Annotated in this window: 17 protein-coding genes; 6 read left to right on the top strand and 11 right to left on the bottom strand. The window is 36.2% G+C overall.

Going from position 1 to position 20,809, the window contains the following annotated elements:
* Positions 1 to 1,005: 1,005 nt before the first annotated feature.
* The 5 genes from HCX49_RS14715 to spt are packed head-to-tail and all read right to left on the bottom strand — an operon-like array spanning position 1,006 to position 5,419.
* On the bottom strand, positions 1,006 to 1,392 hold the full coding sequence (locus HCX49_RS14715) for a GtrA family protein (RefSeq protein WP_021190541.1): 387 nt from the start codon (positions 1,390 to 1,392) through the stop codon (positions 1,006 to 1,008).
* 3 nt (positions 1,393 to 1,395) lie between these two features.
* Positions 1,396 to 2,085, bottom strand: a complete 690-nt coding sequence (locus HCX49_RS14720; protein WP_132768988.1) for a CDP-alcohol phosphatidyltransferase family protein — start codon at positions 2,083 to 2,085, stop codon at positions 1,396 to 1,398.
* 11 nt (positions 2,086 to 2,096) lie between these two features.
* A complete protein-coding gene (locus HCX49_RS14725; RefSeq protein WP_168127527.1) occupies positions 2,097 to 3,089 on the bottom strand; it encodes an NAD-dependent epimerase/dehydratase family protein in 993 nt (330 codons plus the stop codon).
* Positions 3,086 to 4,210 carry a hypothetical protein gene (locus tag HCX49_RS14730; RefSeq protein WP_168127528.1) on the bottom strand — a complete coding sequence of 375 codons (1,125 nt, stop codon included), beginning with the start codon at positions 4,208 to 4,210 and terminating at the stop codon, positions 3,086 to 3,088. Before HCX49_RS14730 ends, HCX49_RS14725 begins: the two co-directional genes overlap by 4 nt.
* Positions 4,211 to 4,219: 9 nt before the next feature.
* A complete protein-coding gene (spt, locus tag HCX49_RS14735) occupies positions 4,220 to 5,419 on the bottom strand; it encodes a serine palmitoyltransferase (protein ID WP_021190543.1) in 1,200 nt (399 codons plus the stop codon).
* A 389-nt stretch (positions 5,420 to 5,808) separates the two neighbouring features.
* On the opposite strand from spt, the gene smpB reads away from it, so the two are divergent.
* Positions 5,809 to 6,264, top strand: a complete 456-nt coding sequence (gene smpB, locus HCX49_RS14740) for an SsrA-binding protein SmpB (RefSeq protein ID WP_132768994.1) — start codon at positions 5,809 to 5,811, stop codon at positions 6,262 to 6,264.
* Between the two features lie 4 nt (positions 6,265 to 6,268).
* Here smpB and HCX49_RS14745 read toward each other — a convergent pair whose 3' ends face one another.
* A complete protein-coding gene (locus HCX49_RS14745; protein ID WP_168127529.1) occupies positions 6,269 to 7,177 on the bottom strand; it encodes a helix-turn-helix domain-containing protein in 909 nt (302 codons plus the stop codon).
* A gap of 208 nt (positions 7,178 to 7,385) precedes the next feature.
* On the opposite strand from HCX49_RS14745, the gene HCX49_RS14750 reads away from it, so the two are divergent.
* Both HCX49_RS14750 and HCX49_RS14755 read left to right on the top strand, forming a co-directional pair.
* Positions 7,386 to 8,888, top strand: coding sequence for an aldehyde dehydrogenase family protein (locus HCX49_RS14750; RefSeq protein WP_168127530.1), 1,503 nt, complete (start codon positions 7,386 to 7,388; stop codon positions 8,886 to 8,888).
* Positions 8,889 to 8,972: 84 nt separating this feature from the next.
* Positions 8,973 to 9,350 carry a DUF779 domain-containing protein gene (locus HCX49_RS14755; protein WP_021190548.1) on the top strand — a complete coding sequence of 126 codons (378 nt, stop codon included), beginning with the start codon at positions 8,973 to 8,975 and terminating at the stop codon, positions 9,348 to 9,350.
* A gap of 42 nt (positions 9,351 to 9,392) precedes the next feature.
* Here the strand turns inward: HCX49_RS14755 and HCX49_RS14760 are convergent, their stop codons facing one another.
* From HCX49_RS14760 to HCX49_RS14780, 5 genes are all read right to left on the bottom strand, one after another.
* Positions 9,393 to 9,797 carry an acyl-CoA thioesterase gene (locus HCX49_RS14760; RefSeq protein WP_132769000.1) on the bottom strand — a complete coding sequence of 135 codons (405 nt, stop codon included), beginning with the start codon at positions 9,795 to 9,797 and terminating at the stop codon, positions 9,393 to 9,395.
* Between the two features lie 6 nt (positions 9,798 to 9,803).
* A complete protein-coding gene (locus HCX49_RS14765) occupies positions 9,804 to 11,627 on the bottom strand; it encodes a MutS-related protein (protein ID WP_168127531.1) in 1,824 nt (607 codons plus the stop codon).
* Positions 11,628 to 11,997: 370 nt separating this feature from the next.
* Positions 11,998 to 12,654 carry a protein-L-isoaspartate(D-aspartate) O-methyltransferase gene (locus tag HCX49_RS14770; RefSeq protein ID WP_168127532.1) on the bottom strand — a complete coding sequence of 219 codons (657 nt, stop codon included), beginning with the start codon at positions 12,652 to 12,654 and terminating at the stop codon, positions 11,998 to 12,000.
* 129 nt (positions 12,655 to 12,783) lie between these two features.
* Positions 12,784 to 15,285, bottom strand: coding sequence for a primosomal protein N' (priA, locus tag HCX49_RS14775; protein WP_237682818.1), 2,502 nt, complete (start codon positions 15,283 to 15,285; stop codon positions 12,784 to 12,786).
* A 79-nt stretch (positions 15,286 to 15,364) separates the two neighbouring features.
* Positions 15,365 to 15,754 carry a DUF423 domain-containing protein gene (locus HCX49_RS14780; protein WP_021190553.1) on the bottom strand — a complete coding sequence of 130 codons (390 nt, stop codon included), beginning with the start codon at positions 15,752 to 15,754 and terminating at the stop codon, positions 15,365 to 15,367.
* Positions 15,755 to 15,911: 157 nt separating this feature from the next.
* Here HCX49_RS14780 and HCX49_RS14785 point away from each other — a divergent pair, with 157 nt between their 5' ends.
* The 3 genes from HCX49_RS14785 to HCX49_RS14795 all read left to right on the top strand — a co-directional run bounded on the left by HCX49_RS14785 (position 15,912) and on the right by HCX49_RS14795 (position 20,681).
* Positions 15,912 to 18,551: a PQQ-binding-like beta-propeller repeat protein gene (locus tag HCX49_RS14785; protein WP_168127533.1), complete on the top strand. Its 2,640-nt coding sequence runs from the start codon at positions 15,912 to 15,914 to the stop codon at positions 18,549 to 18,551.
* A 117-nt stretch (positions 18,552 to 18,668) separates the two neighbouring features.
* Positions 18,669 to 19,679: a DHH family phosphoesterase gene (locus HCX49_RS14790; protein WP_168127534.1), complete on the top strand. Its 1,011-nt coding sequence runs from the start codon at positions 18,669 to 18,671 to the stop codon at positions 19,677 to 19,679.
* A gap of 18 nt (positions 19,680 to 19,697) precedes the next feature.
* Complete coding sequence (locus HCX49_RS14795; RefSeq protein WP_132769008.1) at positions 19,698 to 20,681, top strand: FKBP-type peptidyl-prolyl cis-trans isomerase; 984 nt, start codon at positions 19,698 to 19,700, stop codon at positions 20,679 to 20,681.
* Positions 20,682 to 20,809: the final 128 nt, after the last annotated feature.

Below are 20,809 nucleotides of genomic sequence, written 5' to 3' on the forward strand. Positions count from 1 at the left end.
TTTCCGTTGGGACTGCAAAGGTAGAAATCTTTTTGGTATATCCAAAATAAATGTGAAAATTTATTTTTTTGTTTTCCTGCTGTTTCTGCGTTTAACCTGAATTAAACCCTTCTTTTTTCAGTGCCTCCCCTTTCGGATCAGCCGTTCCTCCCTTGCGGAGTGGTGCAAAGATAGCACCTTTTTATAATCACTTCCTAATCTTTTCCGGAAATAGTTTGCCGTGAACCGGTAAAAGGCTTATAACCTGACCGATAAATTTAGATGTTCGCTGTTTCGGGAGCTCAGAAACGGGCGATCCTGGCTTTGAACTGTAAAAAGGGTATGCGGGCGGACTGTTCGTCCTGGGCCGTCTTTTATGGATACAGTATGCTTTTAGGAAATGGTTCCGCAGAAATTATATCTTCTCGGAGTATCGGTACAGCAGGATCATCGTTACTATTACTATTACCCTCCGTACAGATACTCCAGAATAAGGCATATTATAACCTGATCAGGAACTGACAGGGACCTGATTATTATTTAAGCCAGGATTTATATAGATATTATTGGGATTTTATAGGGGGTTTATAGGGATATATCCCTATAAACCCCCTATAAAATCCCCCTCTTATCCCCCTGTTATACCTCTCTTATATGCGAACAAGGTACCCAGTTGTTTATAACATGGTATCACCCTGCTAACAATAGTAGGTTTCTTTTGATTTACTTAAGTACAGTGTGATTTATGACGTTACTAATTACTTTAACGTGGTCCTATCATCTTGTCAAAACAATGCTGCTCCATGAAGCAATCACACCTTGAAATCTCTTTAAATAAATGAAAGCTATCGCGTCCTTACGATGAGCATCGTAATATTAAGGAAAAATAAAACTGAAGTAAAAATCAAAATATACGCAAAGAAGCTCTGATTCATTTTATTAAGGAAAAGGCCTAAAAATAAAAAAGTCATCTCCGTTGAGATGACCTTAATAATCTTATTCCATAAATATTTCAAAAGCCGATTTCTACTTTTTAAAAACCCAAAATCGCTGAAGTGTATAATTAAATCCCAAGGAAACAATAATCTCCACTATTACTTTGGAGACTAATGGGTGTAAGTGCCATATATCATCCAATAAATAAATACCACCCGACTTTAATAAAATACTTCCTGCAACTACAACTACAAATTTACCGAGCTGCTGGCCCAACGGGGCAGCAGTATTATTGAAAGACCAATAACGGTTAATAACGAAATTAACAATGGCTCCTAAAGAGCCACTGATTACATTTGAGAATGCTGGAGAAAAACTCAGCACTTTATAACAAAAAGTATAAATACCAAAATCGGAAAGACCGCCTACAAAAGCAGATAACTGCGCCTTAAAGAACTCTTTGATTTTTGGGTTCATATCTTATAAATTTTCTGACTCTTTAGTTTTCTTCTCTTCAGCATCTCTGATATCGCCTAAATCTAATAACTTTTTAGTATCAATAGAATTTATAACAAAAAGAATAGCACAGATACCCATCACTAAGTAATGAATTGCACCTACAAAAAATACTTCTATAAGTAAAACAAGACATATAATGACCCTGATTTCTGTAGGCCCAACAATTCCTGCATCTATTGTATACTTATCTGTTACCTTATAACGCAACAAAGAAAGAATCATGGCCCAGCCATACAAAGCTACCAATACAAAACCTGTTAATTCAAAATTACCTTTTGCATAAAATACATACCCCAGACCAATCAGTACCGTACTGATCCAATCCATTACAATATCCAGTGAAAATCCATACCATTTACGCGATTTATTTCTATAAAAAGCAATACGGCCATCAAGAGAGTCTCCGAACCATTGAATAAAAAAGCCTAGAATACCTAGCAGTAGATAATTAATGTCACAATATTGGGCCAAGATAAAACTTGCCATAATCATGACGGATCCAAATAGACCGATCGCTGTCAAACCATCGGACGAAATCCAATTTGGAATACGTGGAACTAAATATGAAATAAATTTCTGTTCCGGATTACTCAATATATTTGTTCTTTTTCTATCTTGAAAAAGTTTTTTATTTATTTTTTGACCACTCATCTCTCTTTTTATTATAACCAATTATGATCACGGTACCACTGAATTGTAACCTTCAGTCCAGCATCCAAATCATAACGCGGTCTATATTGAATATTTTCTTTTGACGAACTGATGTCACATGCCCAACTGGCTGCTGTCAATTCATTTAATCTTTCCGGATACAATACCGGTATGGTGCTGGAATTTTTATAAGCCCGCTCCATAACCTGAGCAACACCTTTCACAAGACTAAATGGAAGATGAAATCTATATAATGATTTTGAAGTGTATTTCTTGAAAATTGTCGCCATTTCATAACGACCATAAACTTGGCCGTCTGTAATATTGTAAGATTTTTTATCTCCATTATCGAGAAAACAAGCATTTAAAATAGCATCTGTCAGATCTTTCACAAAGACAAACGTTAATTTTTGTGGCGATTTCCCGATATAGGCATCAAATCCAGCATTTAATGTTTTAAATAAAACAAAAAGATCTTTCTCTTTGGGACCATACACGGCGGTGGGGCGAATAATGGAAAGCTTATTAGCTGCATATTTTTCAAGCATGCGTTCTGCTAACACCTTACTTCGACCATAAGCAGTCACAGGATGATACTCGTTTTGTTCATTGATAGCTGGTGCATCATAGGCCACCGGGCCAATAGCTGCCAAACTACTGATAAAAACAAAACGTTCAAGAGGAATATTAGCCTGAAATACCGCATCTGCTAAAACTTCAGTATAACCGACATTAACATCAACAAGATCCTGCTCATTCTTCGCTCTAGTCATAGCTGCTCCATGAACAATATAGGCATATTGCTCTTGCTCCAGCAGTTTCAATAATGAATCCTTATCTTTAAAATCAGGATAAACAAATTGATCAACAAAAGACTTTATTTCACTGACATCACTGGTTTTCCGAACAGCTGCATGCACCTCCAAACCTGCCTCAAGGGCAGCTTGAACGAGATGATAACCGACAAAACCACTTGCGCCTGTGATTAGGATTTTTTTTCTCATAGCGCTTGCTCATACAAACGATAGCGTTTGTATAATTCTCCATTGATTTGCTCGATGGCGTGATTCATCATATAATTAGTATCAAGCATCCACGAGCATTCTGCTCCTTTGACGGTAAACCCATCGCCAGAGTTTTTAATTATCCTACCATAAAGGCAGGCTTCTATTCCTAATTTACGATACTCATCCAATACGCCAAGCATCAAAACTCGAATTAGGTTCACCTTTTTCAATCCAAAGAGCAATTTAAAAATCCCAGTCGGCAATAGTCTACCACGTTTGATTTTAATTAGAATCTGATTGATATCCGGAATTCCTAAAGCGAATCCAATGACCTTCCCATCCTTTTCAGCCAATAAAGCATATCGAGGATCAACGATCATTTTCATTTCCTTTGCAGCGTAGTTAAATTCATCTTCCGTAAAAGGCACAAAACCTAAGTTTTTATCCCAAGCTTTATTATAGATCTCCCTAATTCGCTCGGTTTCATTTTTAAAATCCTTCAAGTTCATTTGACGAATCTTAATTCCCGAACGGTTTAATCGTTCTTCCAGTTTCTCCAACAACAGCACAGATCGTTTACTTGCTTTATTTTCCATCACTAGGTAGGCACGCAAATCAACTTTTTTTTGAAAACCTGCTTGAGTAACTAATTCTGGATAATAAGGAAAATTATAAGGCATCATCGCTACAGGTGGGCTATCAAATCCTTCGATCAATAAACCACAAGTATCATTAGTCGTTAAATTAATTGGACCAACAATATTAGTTCCACCTTTAGCTTTCACCCAATCCTTTGCTGCTTGAAACAAAGCATTTGCAACCTCTTGATCGTTAATACAATCAAAAAATCCCCATTGCCCTTCCTGCACTTGATTGAATGCATTATGATTAACATTCCAAATTGCGGCGATACGACCGACCAGTTTTTGATCTTTGTATGCTAAAAATAATTGTGTGGAGGAATGTTTGTAGAAAGGATGCTTACCAGGAGTAAGCAAATCATACTGAGCAAGATATAGCTCTGGTACATAATAAGGATTTTCCGCATATAAACTATGCGGAAAATCTATATATAACCGTTTCTGTTTCTTTGTTTCAACGGGAATAACCTGTATCATAATAGACACTTAGATTAAAGATTCAACATCTGCTAATTTGAAGACTTTTACCATCTTCTCAATAGCTTCATCAATTTGATCAAAGCTATGTGTTGCCATTAAAGAGAAACGAATCAATGATTCTTCTGCAGGAACAGCAGGTGAAACTACTGGATTAACAAAAACCCCATCGTCTTGAAGCATTTTGGTTACCCAGAATGTTTTCTCGTTATTTCTAATAAAGATCGGTAATATAGGGCTTTCTGTAGCACCTAAATCAAATCCACTTTCTAAAAGTAATTTTTTAGCATAATTTGTATTTGACCATAATTTCTCAATATGCTGAGGTTCGGTTTGTATAATCTCCAAAGCTTTCAATGTCGAAGCGACAGAAGCTGGTGTCATACTTGCACTGAACATAACTGACCGCGCAGAGTGTTTCAAGTAATCGATAACATCAGCATCGCCTGATACAAAGCCACCTAGAGAGGCAAATGATTTACTGAAAGTACCCATAATTAAGTCGGCACTGTCGGTTAGTCCAAAGTGAGAGGCAGTACCTGCACCTTTTTCTCCGATTACACCTAAACTATGTGCATCATCAACCATAACAGTTGCATCAAATTCATCTGCAATCTTTATCAATTCAGGCAAATTAACAATATCTCCCTCCATACTGAAGATACCATCCGTTGCAATCAATTTACCACTTTCTTCTGGTAATCTAGCAATTTTTGCACGCAGATCATTCATATCATTGTGTGCATACTTGATTACTTTAGAAAAAGATAATCTACTTCCATCAATGATAGAAGCATGATCACGTTCATCCAATAAGATATAATCATTGCGACCAGTAAGACATGATAATGGGCCCAAGTTTGATTGAAAACCTGTACTGAATAAAATAGTAGACTCTTTCCCCACATAAGCCGACAATTTCTCTTCAAGCTCCACATGAATATCTAAAGTACCATTTAAAAAACGAGATCCAGCACAACCGGTTCCATATTTTGCTAATGCGTCTTGAGAAGCTTTGATAATACGTTCATCCGTCGTTAACCCTAAATAAGAATTAGAACCAAACATCAAAACACGCTTGCCATCAATTTTCACTTCGGTATCCTGTCTCGACTGAATCGGTCTAAAATAAGCGTATAAGCCCTTAGCTTTTAATTCATTAACGATTTTAAATTGCGATATTCTCTCGCCTAATTTTCCTTTACTCATGCGATTAAAAGGTATTTCTTAAATTTTATAATTGTTTTTGATTGTAATGATTACCAAAATAATAGCTTCATCATCAACACTTTCAATTCCTACTTCCAAATAGATTAACACAAAATGACTTCATAATACTGCACGAAAAACAGTATTAAATCAAAAACGATGCAAACATACGAAAACAAAAGCTGACTTTCACTTAATGTTAGTCATATTTTTCACATATAAATATCGTAAAAATAATTTTAATTTAACACTTAAATTAAAATCCAAAAATAACAATGCTAAAAAAACACCATTATAATATTTATATTTGCTTTCCTATGTGATTACATTTAACAAACTTAATCTGGTTTGTATTGGAAATGGAATAGGAATAAATATATTAAGAAATTATGGCAATATCATCAGATATCAATATAAAAAATAAAAGAGCTTCATTTGAATACAACCTTCTGGACAGGTATGTTGCAGGAATACGTTTACTAGGCACTGAAATTAAATCAATTAGGGAAGGGAAAGCAAATATCAACGACAGTTTCTGCAACTTTTTCCATGATGGACTTTATTTGCGGAACATGCATATTGCCGAGTATTCGCATGGATCTTTTTACAATCATGAAGCAAAACGAGATCGCCAGTTGCTTTTAACAAAAAAAGAATTAAAAAAATTACGCGTGAAAGGTGAAGAGAAAGGCTTTACAATCGTTCCTTTACGTATTTTCATCAGTGCCAGAGGATTTGCAAAAGTCGAAATTGCCTTAGCACAAGGTAAAAAAGACTTTGACAAGCGTGATACAATTAAGGAAAGAGAGGGCAAAAGAGAGCTTGATAGGATGATGAAAAAATAAAATTTTATTCTCCTATTATATAAGCACCGGGTGTCACCCCCACCCTGCTTTTAAAGAGACGGACGAAGTAGTTTACATCATTAAACCCCAAACTAAAGCACGTCTCTTTAACACTTTTTGTTTTTCGTAATAAGCTCTTTGCCTGTTGCATACGCGTTCGTATGATATATTCGATAGGCGTTATTCCCAACTCATTCTTAAAAAGGCGAAATAGACTTGATTTACTCATATTTGCCTGTTTTTCCAAAATTTCCACAGTAATGGATTCTGAAAGGTTGGCATGTATATAGTTACGAATATGCTGTAATACCGTGTTCGTTTTTGTCTTGGCAATATCAAGTGATAATAGTGACTGCGTCTGTAGGAGACGAATAACTAATTCATTAAATGCTAAATCTGCTAATGCATCTTTCAACACATTATCCCCTGTAATGGTCTGAAATAATTTATTAATTAAATCTGTCAATTCGGGTGTATTATAGAGATGGAATAAATTCATATCTAATTTCCAATCTGCTAAATGTTGTTCTTTGGGATAGCACTCATTTAAACGGTTGATCACACCGTCTATCTTACTTTTACTTATGGTCAGCGCCGTACATTGCGTAGGGTCGGTAAAGGTCGCTTCGGGAAAATCGATCTGCATCTTACTATAAGCTGGCAAAACCATGGTCTGACCAGGTAAATAATCAAAGGAATCCACCTGTTGCAAATGCATCACTTTTTTACCCTGAATCATATTGATCATAACCAGATCATCAAACTGTAACGCTACTTTTTCTGACGCCTTGTATGTTTCAAAGACATTAAGCTCCAAATTTTCTAACGTAAAAGCTCTCCTATTTTCTACCAAAGTAGAAAGTTCATGACGCGACGAAAATGGTAATGTATTTACAAGCCTGTTATTTATCATATCCCTATCTTTTATTATAATTGGCTGGTAATCAAACTTAGACAAATTGTCTTAAATATCCAATAGTATTAGCTTGATTAATAGAAATATTTGTTGATAACGTTGCTCCTATTGTGCTATCGTTTGAAACTATAATGCTATACGAGAACAATCGTTTTCGTTAAATTTGGTATTCAACAATTTGTATAACATTATAAAAATAAATATTATGGCAGCAATTCAAAGACCATCGTTTAAAGAACGTTATGGAAATTACATTGGTGGAGAATTTGTTCCACCTACATTAGGTAAATATTTTGACAATATTTCTCCCTTAGATGGAAAAGTATTTACACAAGTCGCACATTCCACAAAAGAAGATTTAGAACTCGCTGTTGATACTGCATCGAAAGCATTTGAAACTTGGGGAAAGACTTCAGCAACCGAAAGAAGCATCATTTTAAATAAAATAGCAGACCGCATCGAACAGAATTTAGAATATATTGCCACAGTGGAAACTGTTGACAACGGAAAAGCTGTTCGCGAAACATTAAATGCCGATATTCCTTTAGCCATTGATCACTTCCGTTATTTTGCAAGTGTTATCCGTGCTGAAGAAGGTTCGCTAAGTGAATTGGATCAAAATACGGTGTCTCTTATTGTGCATGAACCTATTGGTGTGATCGCGCAGATTATCCCTTGGAACTTCCCTATTCTGATGGCTGTATGGAAATTAGCTCCTGCATTAGCTGCAGGTAACTGTGTGGTTCTAAAACCTGCGGAAAGTACCCCCACATCAATTCTTGTTTTAATGGAAATAATCGGTGATTTACTTCCTGCTGGTGTTGTTAACATCGTGAATGGTTTTGGTGGTGAATTAGGTCGCGCATTAGTAACAAACCCTAAAGTTTCTAAAGCTGCATTTACAGGTTCTACCGCAACAGGTCGTATGGTAATGCAGTATGCAACTGAAAATATCATTCCTGTAACATTGGAATTGGGCGGTAAATCTCCAAATGTTTTCTTCAGTTCTGTCATGGACCACGACGATGCATTTTTAGACAAAGCAATTGAGGGAGCTGTTCTGTTTGCATTAAATCAAGGTGAAATTTGCACTTGTCCATCGCGTTTATTGATTCAGGAGGATATTTACGAACGCTTTATTGCTAAAGTAATAGACCGTGTGAATCAAATTAAAGTTGGTGATCCTTTGGACCCTGAGACTATGATGGGTGCACAGGCTTCAAAAATCCAAAAGGATAAAATCATGTCCTATATAAAATTGGGTAAAGAAGAGGGGGCAGAAGTATTAACTGGTGGCGATGAGAACCATTTGGGTGATGGCTTAGAAGATGGTTATTATATCAAACCAACTTTATTTAAGGGTCATAACAAAATGCGTATTTTCCAAGAGGAAATATTCGGCCCGGTATTAGCAGTAACTACATTTAAAGATGAAAAAGAGGCTTTAGAAATTGCTAATGATACCATTTATGGGCTGGGAGCTGGTGTATGGACACGAGATGCTCATCAATTATACCAAATCCCGCGCGCTATCCAGGCTGGACGTGTATGGGTCAACCAATATCACTCTTATCCTGCAGGCGCTCCTTTTGGTGGTTATAAGCAATCGGGTATCGGACGTGAGAATCATAAAATGATGCTCGACCATTACCGTCAAACAAAAAATATGCTGATTTCTTATAGCAAAGAGAAACTTGGATTTTTCTAATCAGCAAAACACAATATTAAAAAATGGGGTTATCGATATAATCCCATTTTTTAATTTCTTATGATACTGATATAAAAGCAATATATGATGACAGAGCGTTTAGCAGTTACTGAAAAAGCCAAAGAACTGATTCGTGAATTAGTAGCTCAACACGGAGATCTGATGTTCTATCAGGCTGGAGGGTGTTGCGAGGGCACACAGCCTCAATGTTTTGAAAAAGGGGGATACTATCCCAGAATGAATGATGCTATGATCGGGCTTGCTGAAGGTTATGAATTTTGGATCGATCGGGATTTATTTGAATATTGGAAATTTTCACATTTCACACTTGATGTACTTGATGGGTTTGGCCCGGGGGGATTTTCTTTAGAGTCTTCTTTGGGGAAAACTTTCAAAGTACACTATAGGCTATTTACTGAGGAAGAGCTAAACGACCTATCTCCTATAAAACGTATGGAATAACAAGACTTGTTATTCCATACGCAATTTAGGATATCCGATATACTAATCTTCGATTTCCAGTCCCTGTAAAACTGGTATCGGCTTTTTATTATCATCTAAGGCAACAAATGAGAAAACACCCTTCACCGCTAATTCTCTTCCATCTTTGTACATATCTTCTAAGAAGATTTCCACTTTTACCTTTAAGCTAGTCCTTCCTACATGTATTACTTCCGCAATAGCTTCAATCATACTTCCTGCAGGGATTGCTTTTTCAAAATCAATCTTATCTGAGGAAACAGTTACGAGTGCTTTTCTACAGAACCGTGTTGCACACATAAAAGTTACCTCGTCCATGATCGCCATGGCTTTACCACCAAATAATGTTGCGTGGTGATTTGTTGTAAACGGAAAAACAGTTATAAAATGATGTGTTCTCGACTGTTCAATTCTTTCTTGTAATGTCATTTTTGTTTAATTTCTTCCTTGTTCTACGTCGACTCCAATACCTTTTAACAACATTGAAGCATTAAATATTTTACACTCTCCTATTTTCAGTTTATAATCAAATAGCATTTCTCCTTGGATCACCTGTATATCAAAGTGGTAATTCTTTACAACCTGTGGATATTCGTCGGCTAACGTTGATAATTGCAGATCATGCGTTGCAACCATTCCCTTTCCTTTTTCTGTAATCAATTTTTTGATAATAGCTCTAGAGCCTAAATATTTATCAACAGAATTAGTTCCTCTTAACATCTCATCGATTAAAAAGAAACTATCGTTGCGTTCCGCTACAGTTTCTAAAATAAATTTCATCCGGTCCAATTCTGCTTTAAAAGTTGACGTACTTTCATTCAGATTATCCTTAATGCGCATATAAGATATCAAATGAAACATCGGAATTTTGAAAGATCTTGCTGGCACTACTGCTCCCGCATAAGCCAAAACAGCATTTATACCGACAGTACGCAGAAATGTACTCTTTCCAGCCATATTAGATCCTGTCACCAAAGCGATTTCATGGTCAGCATTTGTATAGGTATTGGCAATAGATTTATCAGATGCAATCAAGGGATGCGCCAAATCGACAGCTTCTATGGGTGTCTCCAGATGGTCAAGAATAATTGGGGTAGTCCATTCAGCATGATTTCGCTTCCAAGTACCTAAACTCACCAAAGCCTCTACTTCAGCTAAAGTATCAAAAGCTTCCAAAATATTAGCTTGATACTTAGCTTTCCAGTCTACAATGGCCAATACCTGCTTAAAATCCCATAAAAATATCAGATTTAAAATTGTCCCGACCATCATGTTGTTTCGGGCATCCAGATTACTGATCAGCTTACCCAATTTCTTGAACGCATGGGAAACCGAATCTGATGACCCCTCTATTTTTAATTTTTCCTGTAATTCCTGGTTACGGTTCGCTGTCCAAGCCCTATTTTCGACCAGTTCCATACTTGCGGCATATGAATCCAGCAGATTTCCTACTTTATCGATCCGACTGGAAAAAAAAGAAATTTTGCCACCGTTGAACATTGACCAAAGGATATGGATCAATCCTATGATGACTGGGAGGTATGCCACAGATGGAACAAAAACGGCTAAAACGACCGATCCTATAAATATAAAAGGGGCAAGCTTAACATAGATCCGCATAATTGCGCTTCCGAATGTAAAATCTCCGGACTCAAAATAGGTTGCTAAAAAAGACTTTACATCTAGCTTCTGATTCAGATTTGATAAAAGCTTTGCTTGAAAATCCTGACTCCAACGCATATCACTAGCTATTTCAGCTGCAGCTTCCTGACGTTTCACAATCTCGCCACGCTTTGCATCATTAAGTAACCAACTACCTAATACCGCTATACTCAGTTTTGTAGTTGAGCGGTTTAATAACTCAAATAGCGAATGATTTCCTACAATGTCCAGATCGGAGCTGTAAGGATGCTTACCATCTTCCAGATGCATACCGTTATCGTAGATATTGACTCCTGTATTTGCTAGCGTTAGCTCATTGACATTGACCGCTAATAACGCTTTCTGGTAATCACTTATTTTTTCTAATTTACTTTGTCTATTAACCAAAAAAGCAAAAAGAAATATCAGTGCAAAAAATAAAATCAATACAAGAACAAGATTTTCAAGCTGAAATGAATAGAATAGCGCTGCCCCACCAAAAATAATAACACCGAGGCGATAAAAACTATTCTTATTGATCACTCTGTCGAGCTTTTTCACTTCCTGTTCAATCTGTTCCTTATTGCTAAGATATAAATCCATCATTTTATCTTTCATTGAAGTATAATTTGTTGTTTAACGGTAATGAAGCGAGCATAAGCATACTCCTCCCCAAAAGCAGTACATATGCTCATGCTCGCTTCCATCTATATATAATTATTTATGAGTATCCATTTTCAACGGCATTATAGGCACGTTACACTCATTTTGTTTACTTTTTATTAATTATTTAAGGCATTCACATCTTCTTTACTAGCAGTTTGATGTATCATTAGTTATTAGATGTACGCAGTAAAACTTCCTCACTAATTTGATGCATTTAGATCACAGTGCTATTCTTTATCATCAGCCCTATATTCGTCATTTCTCTGAACATTTAATAGTAAGAAGGGATCATAATCCAAATCGCTAAAAAAAAGCCTGGTTATTACCAAGCTTGATCCCCAACCAAAGGGACAAATCTAAATGTATCTAATTCAATGCTATCAAAATCATTCTCACCAACCCGAATGATTGTGACCATTTTTTGTTCTTTCTCATCACCTACCGGTATTACAAATATACCCCCTATTTTTAACTGCTTCAGCATAATCTCGGGTACAAATGGAGCACCCGCAGTTACGATAATCTTATCATATGGTGCATGCTGTTCAATTCCTTTAGAACCGTCCCCACAGAAAAAATGGGGTTTATATCCCATATATGGCAATACCTGTATGGTTCTATTATATAAATTTTCTTGTCGTTCTATGGTATAAACCTGAGCGCCTAGCTCCAGCAGTATACAAGTTTGATATCCCGAACCTGTTCCTATTTCTAAAACCTTATCTCCTTTTTTAACATGCAGCAGTTCCGATTGATAAGCAACAGTATACGGTTGAGATATCGTTTGTCCATCGCCGATTGGAAATGCGATATCTTTATATGCTTGATTCCAAAAGGTTTCATCAAAGAAAAAATGACGTGGTACTTTAGCAATGGCATTCAGCACATTCTGGTCACTAATACCTCTTGTCTTCAGCAGCTGCACCAATTGCTTACGAGCACCTTTTTCTCTATAATTATCTACAAATTTATACGCCATTATGACTCAAAAATACTATTGTTATTTAACAATTACCACTACAAGAACTTTTTCATAACTAATCAATTAGCCTGCAAGCTATTTCATTTGAAAAGAATAATTTTTGGCTAATTTCATCTACCGATTCCTCTAATAAGGATCTACATCGATCACAATGCGTGAACCCGTGTTTGCTTTATCTGCAATAAAATCATTCTTCACCATCTTAATCAGATCTTTTACTTTAACAATACTGATGTTATTGCGTTCAATTTTCAATGTGATCGTCTGAATAAAATAATTACGTACTCTTCCTACTAAAGGGGTTTCTGGTCCAAGAACCCGTGAACCTAATTGCTGGCGCAGACCTGACGCAAATTTTTTAGCTCCGTCATAACATTTCTGGATATCCATATGCTTAATATCGATTCTGATCACACGGTAGAACGGCGGATATGCAAAATTTTTACGTTCAATGATCTCTGTATCAAACATGGCTTGATAATCATGCGCAACAACCTGTTCTAACACACGGTGTTTTGGTGTGTAAGTCTGAATGATAACCTGTCCTCCTGCCTCTCTTCTTCCTGCACGTCCTGCGACCTGCAAGAAAAGTGAAAAAGCTCTTTCATAGGCTCTAAAATCAGGAAAATTAATCATGGTATCTGCATTGATGATACCGATTAAGCTGACCTTTCCAAAATCCAGTCCTTTTGCAACCATTTGTGTACCGATCAGAATATCAAATTCATGTTCATCAAAAGCACCTATAATTTTATCAAAACCATTTTTCCCTTTTGTAGAATCTAGATCCAAACGTCCTATTCGGACATTAGGCATCAGTAATTCCAGTTCTTCCTCTACACGCTCGGTTCCAAAACCTTTACTTTCAATATGTGGCATACCACATGCGGGGCAGATTTTAATTGGAGGTTCCACGTGGCCACAGTAATGGCAATGCATCATGTTTGAACTCTTATGGTAAGTCATACTGACATCACAGTTCACACATTTAGCTACAAAACCACAGGTGTTACATTGAATTATGGTGGTATGTCCACGTCGATTCTGAAATAGAATCACTTGTTCCTTACGTTCCAATGCTCCTTCTATAGCTTTTAATAAAGTACCCGAGAAGTATGAAAACATATTTTCCTTTCTTCCTTCTTGCGGTATATCGACAATATGGATTTCTGGCAATTGTGCTTGACCAAAACGTTCTAAAAGCTGTACAAAACCATATTTCTTGGATTTTGCATTATAGAAACTTTCAATAGATGGTGTTGCAGAACCTAGTAATACTTTAGTCTGATGAATATACCCCAAATATATCGCTGTATCACGAGCATGATAGCGCGGTGCGGGATCATATTGTTTGTAAGAACTCTCATGCTCTTCATCGACAATAATAATTCCCAGATCTTGAAAAGGTAAAAACACGGAAGAACGGGCGCCTACGATAACCTTAAATTCGTTTTTCATTACCTTATGCCATACCTCAGCACGTTCGTTATCATTAAATTTCGAATGATATACACCAAGTTTATCGCCAAAATGCAATTTGAGACGTGCGGTAATCTGTGATGTTAAAGCTATTTCAGGCAGTAAATATAGGGCTGAATGACCTCTTGCCAATGCTTCCTCAATCAATCTGATATAGAGTTGTGTTTTCCCCGATGCTGTCACACCATGCAATAAGGTGACATCTTTAGTTTCAAAGCACTGATGAATTTCGTCAAAAACACGTTTTTGATTATCATTAAATTCAAAATTGGCCTCCAATTCGAGATCTTCTCCTTGAAAACGGCTGACGACTTTCTCTTTAACCTGAAATACGCCTTTATCAACTAATGCTGTAATGGCGCCCGAACCACATCCCGATGCTTCCATTATCATCTGTCGGGTAACATCCACTCCTTTTTTCAACAATTGCATGAAACCCAATACGGCATCCTGCTGCTTTGGAGCTCGATTTAAGGCATCTAATAAGTTCCGTTTACCATCTTCATCCCGAAATTCCGGAGCAAAAGAGAAAAAAACTTTAGTCTTTGGTTTATATCGTTCAGTAATCTCTTCAGAAATCAATATTATTCCCTTATCAAACATCGCTTTCAATATGGGGAAAACAGACTTTTGACTCAATAGCTTAACGATATCATTTACTTTTAATTCACCGGCCACCTCAAGTGCTTCAATGATCAGATACTCTTTATCAGTCAAAGTCGAACGGTCGAAATCTTCTGAAATAGCCGAGGCGATCTTAGTTTCACTTGCCAATTTCAAAGCAGAGGGTAAAGCAGCTTGCATAACCTCTCCCAATGAACACATATAATAATCAGATATCCAGTCCCACAACTGTAGTTGTGCACCATCTACGATAGGTTTTTCATCAATGATGTCTAAAATATACTTTGCTTCATAATGCTTTGGCGCCTCTTTCGTTATTTGTTTTACAATAGCAGAATAGATTTTATTCTTTCCAAATTGAACCATAACACGAACACCTACCTGGATCTTATCATTCCATTCAACTGGAATTCGGTAAGTATAGGTATTCGCTAATGCTAAAGGCAAAATAACATCAACAAAAACAGTTGCTCGGTCTATAAAAAATAAGTTTTGAGGCTCTGGCATATTCATTTCAAGTATCATGTAAAATTACTAAAAAATAAGCCCTCGAAAAAACGTTAATTTCTCCGAGGGCTCATCTTACGGTAATAAAACCGTTAAATTATGACTTATTCTTTAATGCGGCAACGAAAAGTGCTGCCCAACCTACTATAAAGGCGACTCCACCCAGCGGTGTTATTGGGCCAAGAATAGCTGGATTTCCAAAACCTGTAATTTCGCGCACACTTAACAGATATAAAGAACCTGAAAAGAAAAGCAATCCAATTATAAAGGCTATAAATGAGACACGGATAGATGCAGTTTTTGCCCGCGAAAAAGTGGACAGAAACAACAAAGCCAAAGTATGGTAAAAATGGTACTGATTGGCAGTTTTCCAAGTTTCGATATGTTGTTCACTAATCTTACCTTCTAAACCATGCGCACCAAAAGCGCCTAAAATAACAGCTAGTGCACCAAAAAATGCAGCCACTAGGATGATTCTCTTATTCATTAATCGAAAATTACGTCTATATTTTATTAATGCTGGATAAATGTATCAAATCTTCCTCAGAAAAGGAGAATATTTGTTAAATTTATTGTTACAAAGGAGTACTTACATTTGTGACAACTCAGGTTCCAGATATTTTTTAGTACGTTTGTTATTAGATATGAGAAATACGATTATTGTTACTGTCCTACTTTTTATAGCCGTAGTTGCGGCTTCCATCTACTACTTCTCCGACAGCAGCAGCAAGCAAGAAACTGCGACAAAAACACTCCAGTATTTACCTGCTGATACCTACTTTATTGCAGCTTTCAGAAATAACGAAACAACGGATACAATTTTCCAGAATTTCGAACTGTTTGAAGCAATTCAGGGAAAACAAGATTTTGACAATCTCAAAACAATTAAGCAGGATTTCTTAAGTGCGGCATCGATTAAAGGCAAAGTGCAGGATGTGGAAGTCATTCTTTCCTATCACCCTACAAAATCGGGTATGGCATCATTATATACGGTCGGTCTGAATGAAAAAATAAACGATAAGACCTTAGAAGCTTTATTTCAAGGTGTAGATAAAAAATACAAGAAAAATCAAACTGACACGCTAGGTCACCGCATTTACAGTTTTGATAAAGGTATTAAAGATTCTGTGCTGTTCTGTACACTTCATGAAAATATTCTTTTTGCTGGTTATAATCCTTCAATAATCCATCAGGTCATTGATAAATCGGTTAAAAAATTAGATCATAAGCAAATTGAATTCTTCATCAGTCAAAACAGTAAGAATACTCCGTTAAGTCTTTATTTTAGTAATAATCAAATTGCAGCTCTAGCAAAAAAAATCATGCGCAGTAAGTTTGGCATGTATCTTAATCAAATTGATTCATTACAAGGATCTACAGCCTGGAATCTAAACTTCAAAGATGATGCATTAATTTTTAAAGGAGAAACGCAGCTTAACCTGAATCAGCATAACTATCTGCAACTTTTTGCTCATCAATCACCACAAGTGCAAACTTTAGCTAATTTTTTACCAAAAAACACCTCTTCCTACATTAACTATAGCCTTTCTGATATCAATAGCTTTCATCGCTCACTTAGCGATTTATTTACCTATCGAAAGGAAGCTGATAAAATTAAGAGCCATCAAAAGCTCATTGAGAATGAAGGAAAAGTAATCTTTCAAACTGATATTTTACCTTTATGGAATGATGAATTTGCAATTGCGGAATTGGATAATATGAATATTCTAGGTCTTGTTAGTTTAGCTGATAGCAGTAAATTTATAGAAACTTCAAAAAAAATAAGCAGCAATCAAGGAGATGATATCTACCAATTTGATTATTCCAACATTCTTTATTCAAGTTTCGGAGATCCCTTCAAAAGTTTTCAGCGTCCATACTTTACAAGAATCGGAAAAGTACTTGTTGTGGCAAATCAGACCGGTGTTCTACGAAAGTACCGTCAGGCTTATTTCGATAACCAGATGATGTCTGGAACAGCCATCTTCAAGAATCATAGTGCCATTCAGAGCAACAGAGCGAATGTTACGTTTTATATCGAACCTGAAACAGCGAAGAATACAATCATTAATAACTTAAAGTCGGAGTATGCTAAAAACTTCAGAGATAAGGAACTTTTTGGTTATCAAAATTTTTACTCGACTTCTTTGCAGGTAAGTGGAAATGCTGGTGGATTTATTTCAGGTTTTTATGCCTTATACAAATCTAAAAATCGTTTTGGAGGGACTGCAGCATGGACATTTCAAATGAACTCAAAATTAATCAATAATCCTTGGGTATTTAATCAGACTGAAAACAGCAAATTTATTTTAGTACAAGAGCAGGATCATACGGTCTATGCACTCAGCCCTTCTGGTAAAGAATTATGGAAAACACTCTTTCAGGGAGAAATTTTAGGGCAACCGATTCAATTGCAGGACCGTAGTATACTGTTGAATACCAGAAGTCGTCTGTATCGTTTTTCTCCTGATGGAAAGTTAATACCTGGTTTTTCTGTGGGTTTACCGAGCAATGCCTCTGCAGGTCTTACACTGACAAATTTCAACAATGAAAAAAGAATCTATATTCCGTGCTCAAACCAGATAGCTGTATACGATCTGACGGGAAAAAAGATCGAAGATTGGAAAAATCCAAGCTTGGACAGCAAAATTTTATTTGATTTGAAAGCAGCTACAATTGCTAATCAAAATTTTATCATTGCAGGAACCAGCCAAGGGTCAGTTTACTTTTTTAATGAAGATGGTACTCTTATCCGTAAAGAAGAGCTTAATGTCAATGGGCAAACGTTAAAGAACCCAATTGGGTTGATAACAACTTCGGATATGAAGAATTCCTTTGTTATTGTACCGAAAGATAAAGGAGAAGTGATTAAAGTTCCTTTCGAGGGAGATCCGATCAAATTAAAAATTGGCGATTGGGGCACAAACTTTACGTTCAACTTTGAAGATGTAAGTGGCAGTGCGGATAAAGATTACGTTGTTCTTAGTGACAATAATCTATCTGTGTATAACCAGAAAGATAGCACTAAATATTTTGCATACAAATTTGTGGACGATGTCAGTAACAGACCTTTATTCTTTAAAGTGACAAACAATAACGATCTTGTTGCTGTAGGTACAGATAACCGTATGATTTATATCTTCAATGAAGATGGTCTTGTAAGAAATGGCTTTCCTGTAGAAGGTATGTCAAAATTCTATTTTGGTCCTATCGATTTCGGGAATAATTCATCTTATTTAATTAGCTCTAAACGAGATCACAAAATTTATGTTTATAAATTTTAACAAATTGTATTTCAAAAATTTAAAAACATAAATCAAAAATCAAAAACGTCTCAAATGTTTATAAAAAAATGCTATAAATATTTTTTTTTATAGTAGGTTTGCAGACTTAATACGAATATGCTGACATCAGAACAACTAAAAACACTTTTATCAGAACCTAAAAGAATTGTAATCACTACGCACTTCAAGCCGGATGGCGATGCGCTGGGTTCTTCATTAGGTCTATTTTATTGGCTAAAAGCCCATAAACATGATGTAAGCCTTATCGTTCCATCCGATTTCCCATCCTTTTTAGACTGGTTACCGGGTTTAGAACATGTGCGCATTTACACCAAAGAAGTACAAGAAAATCAAAAATTAATTGCCGATGCTGAAATCATTTTCTGCCTTGATTTTAATGGACTGTCCCGTATCCATGATATGGCAGTTCCTGTTGAAAACGCGACAGGTATAAAATGTATGATTGACCACCATCTTGAACCTCAAGGTTTTCATGATTATGAATATTGGGATCCTAAAGCTGCGGCAACTGCACAGCTAATTTTCAGATTTATAACAACAGAAATGCAAGAAGCTGGCAGTATCTCTGCAGATATGGCAACCTGCCTGTATACAGGCATTATGACCGACACAGGTTCATTCCGTTTCCGTTCTACGACTTCAGAAATACACCGGATAATCGCGAGCTTGATCGATTGTGGCGCAGAGAACTGGGCTATTCACGAGCTGATCTATAACAGTTCTTCGGAAGGAAGGTTAAAATTCTTAGGATACTGCTTACTCAATCGTTTAGAAGTATTCCCAGAGTACAACACAGCCATGATTTACGTTACACAAGAAGATTTAAAAAGCTTCGAAGTGATTACTGGAGATACCGAAGGACTTGTGAATTATGCATTGTCAATTAAAGGAATTCGATTAGCTGCATTAATTATTGACAGAAAAGAACAAATTAAATTATCTTTGCGCTCGATTGGTGATGTTCCATGCAATGAAATATGCAAAACATATTTTAATGGCGGTGGTCATCTCAATGCATCTGGAGGAAATTCACATGATGATCTACAAACGGTTATCAATACATTTAAATCCGCTTTACCGAATTATAAAGAAATATTAACAAAATAAGATAGCAATAAAACTGAAATGAAGAAATCAATTCTATTATTCGCGGCATCAGGACTATTATTAACTGCTTGCCAAAATTTTAAAAAGGCTGAAGGTGGCCTAGAATACAAAATCGCTAAAGATGCTGGTGCTGAAAAAGCTGTATCTGGTGATTTATTGTCGGTAGACATGGTTGTTAAAACAGATAGAGATTCATTATTAAATAGTACTTTTGATGCTGGAATTCCACAAATCGTACAATTATATCCAGATAGTATCATCAAACAAAACCCAGGAGATCCAACAGGTTTATTTAAACTTGTAGGTGAAGGTGATAGTTTGGTATTTAAAATCGATTTAGATTCTGTAGCTGCCAAAACACAACAACCAAAACCAGCATTTGCTGATAAATATATTATCTATACGATTAAAGTTCAAAAACACTTCAAAAAAGGTAAGTTAACTGATCAACAATTAGGTGAGCAAGTTACGAAGTATTTTGAAGCAGAGACTGCAAAATTAAAAGGCGCTGAAGCTGGAAAAGTTGAAGCTTTCTTGAAAAACAACAAATTAGCACCTAAGAAAACTGCTTCTGGTTTACAATATGTTGTTACTAAGGCTGGATCAGGTAAAAATGCGGCTGTTGGTGACACTGTAGTTGTTAACTACATCGGTAGATTGACAAACGATAAAGTATTTGATACTAACCAAGCTGATCTAGCTAAAAAACATAACAAATTTAATCCACAAAGACCTTACGAGCCTTTACGTTTACATTTAGGTGTTGATGGCGTTATTACAGGTTGGACTGAAGCTTTCCAATTATTGAACAAAGGTTCAAAAGCTACTTTGGTTATTCCTTCGGTTTTAGCTTATGGCGAACGTCCTGCTGGAGAAATTCCTCCATATTCACCTTTAATTTTCGATGTGGAAGTTCTTGACATTATCCCTGGAAAAGCACCTGCTGCAGCTCCAACGACAATTCCTGCAACAACGACACCGGCTACGCCTGTAAAGAAATAAGTACAGAAATTATCAAAATGAAAAGCACTTATCGGATCACCGATAAGTGCTTTTTTTTGGGGCGGACCTAAATTTAAAATTTATATTATATTTTCACAAGAATCACCTTTCCTTTATATCCAAATTAG

This window comes from Sphingobacterium sp. B16(2022), from assembly GCF_012030425.1.
In the GTDB taxonomy this organism is placed as follows: domain Bacteria; phylum Bacteroidota; class Bacteroidia; order Sphingobacteriales; family Sphingobacteriaceae; genus Sphingobacterium; species Sphingobacterium anhuiense.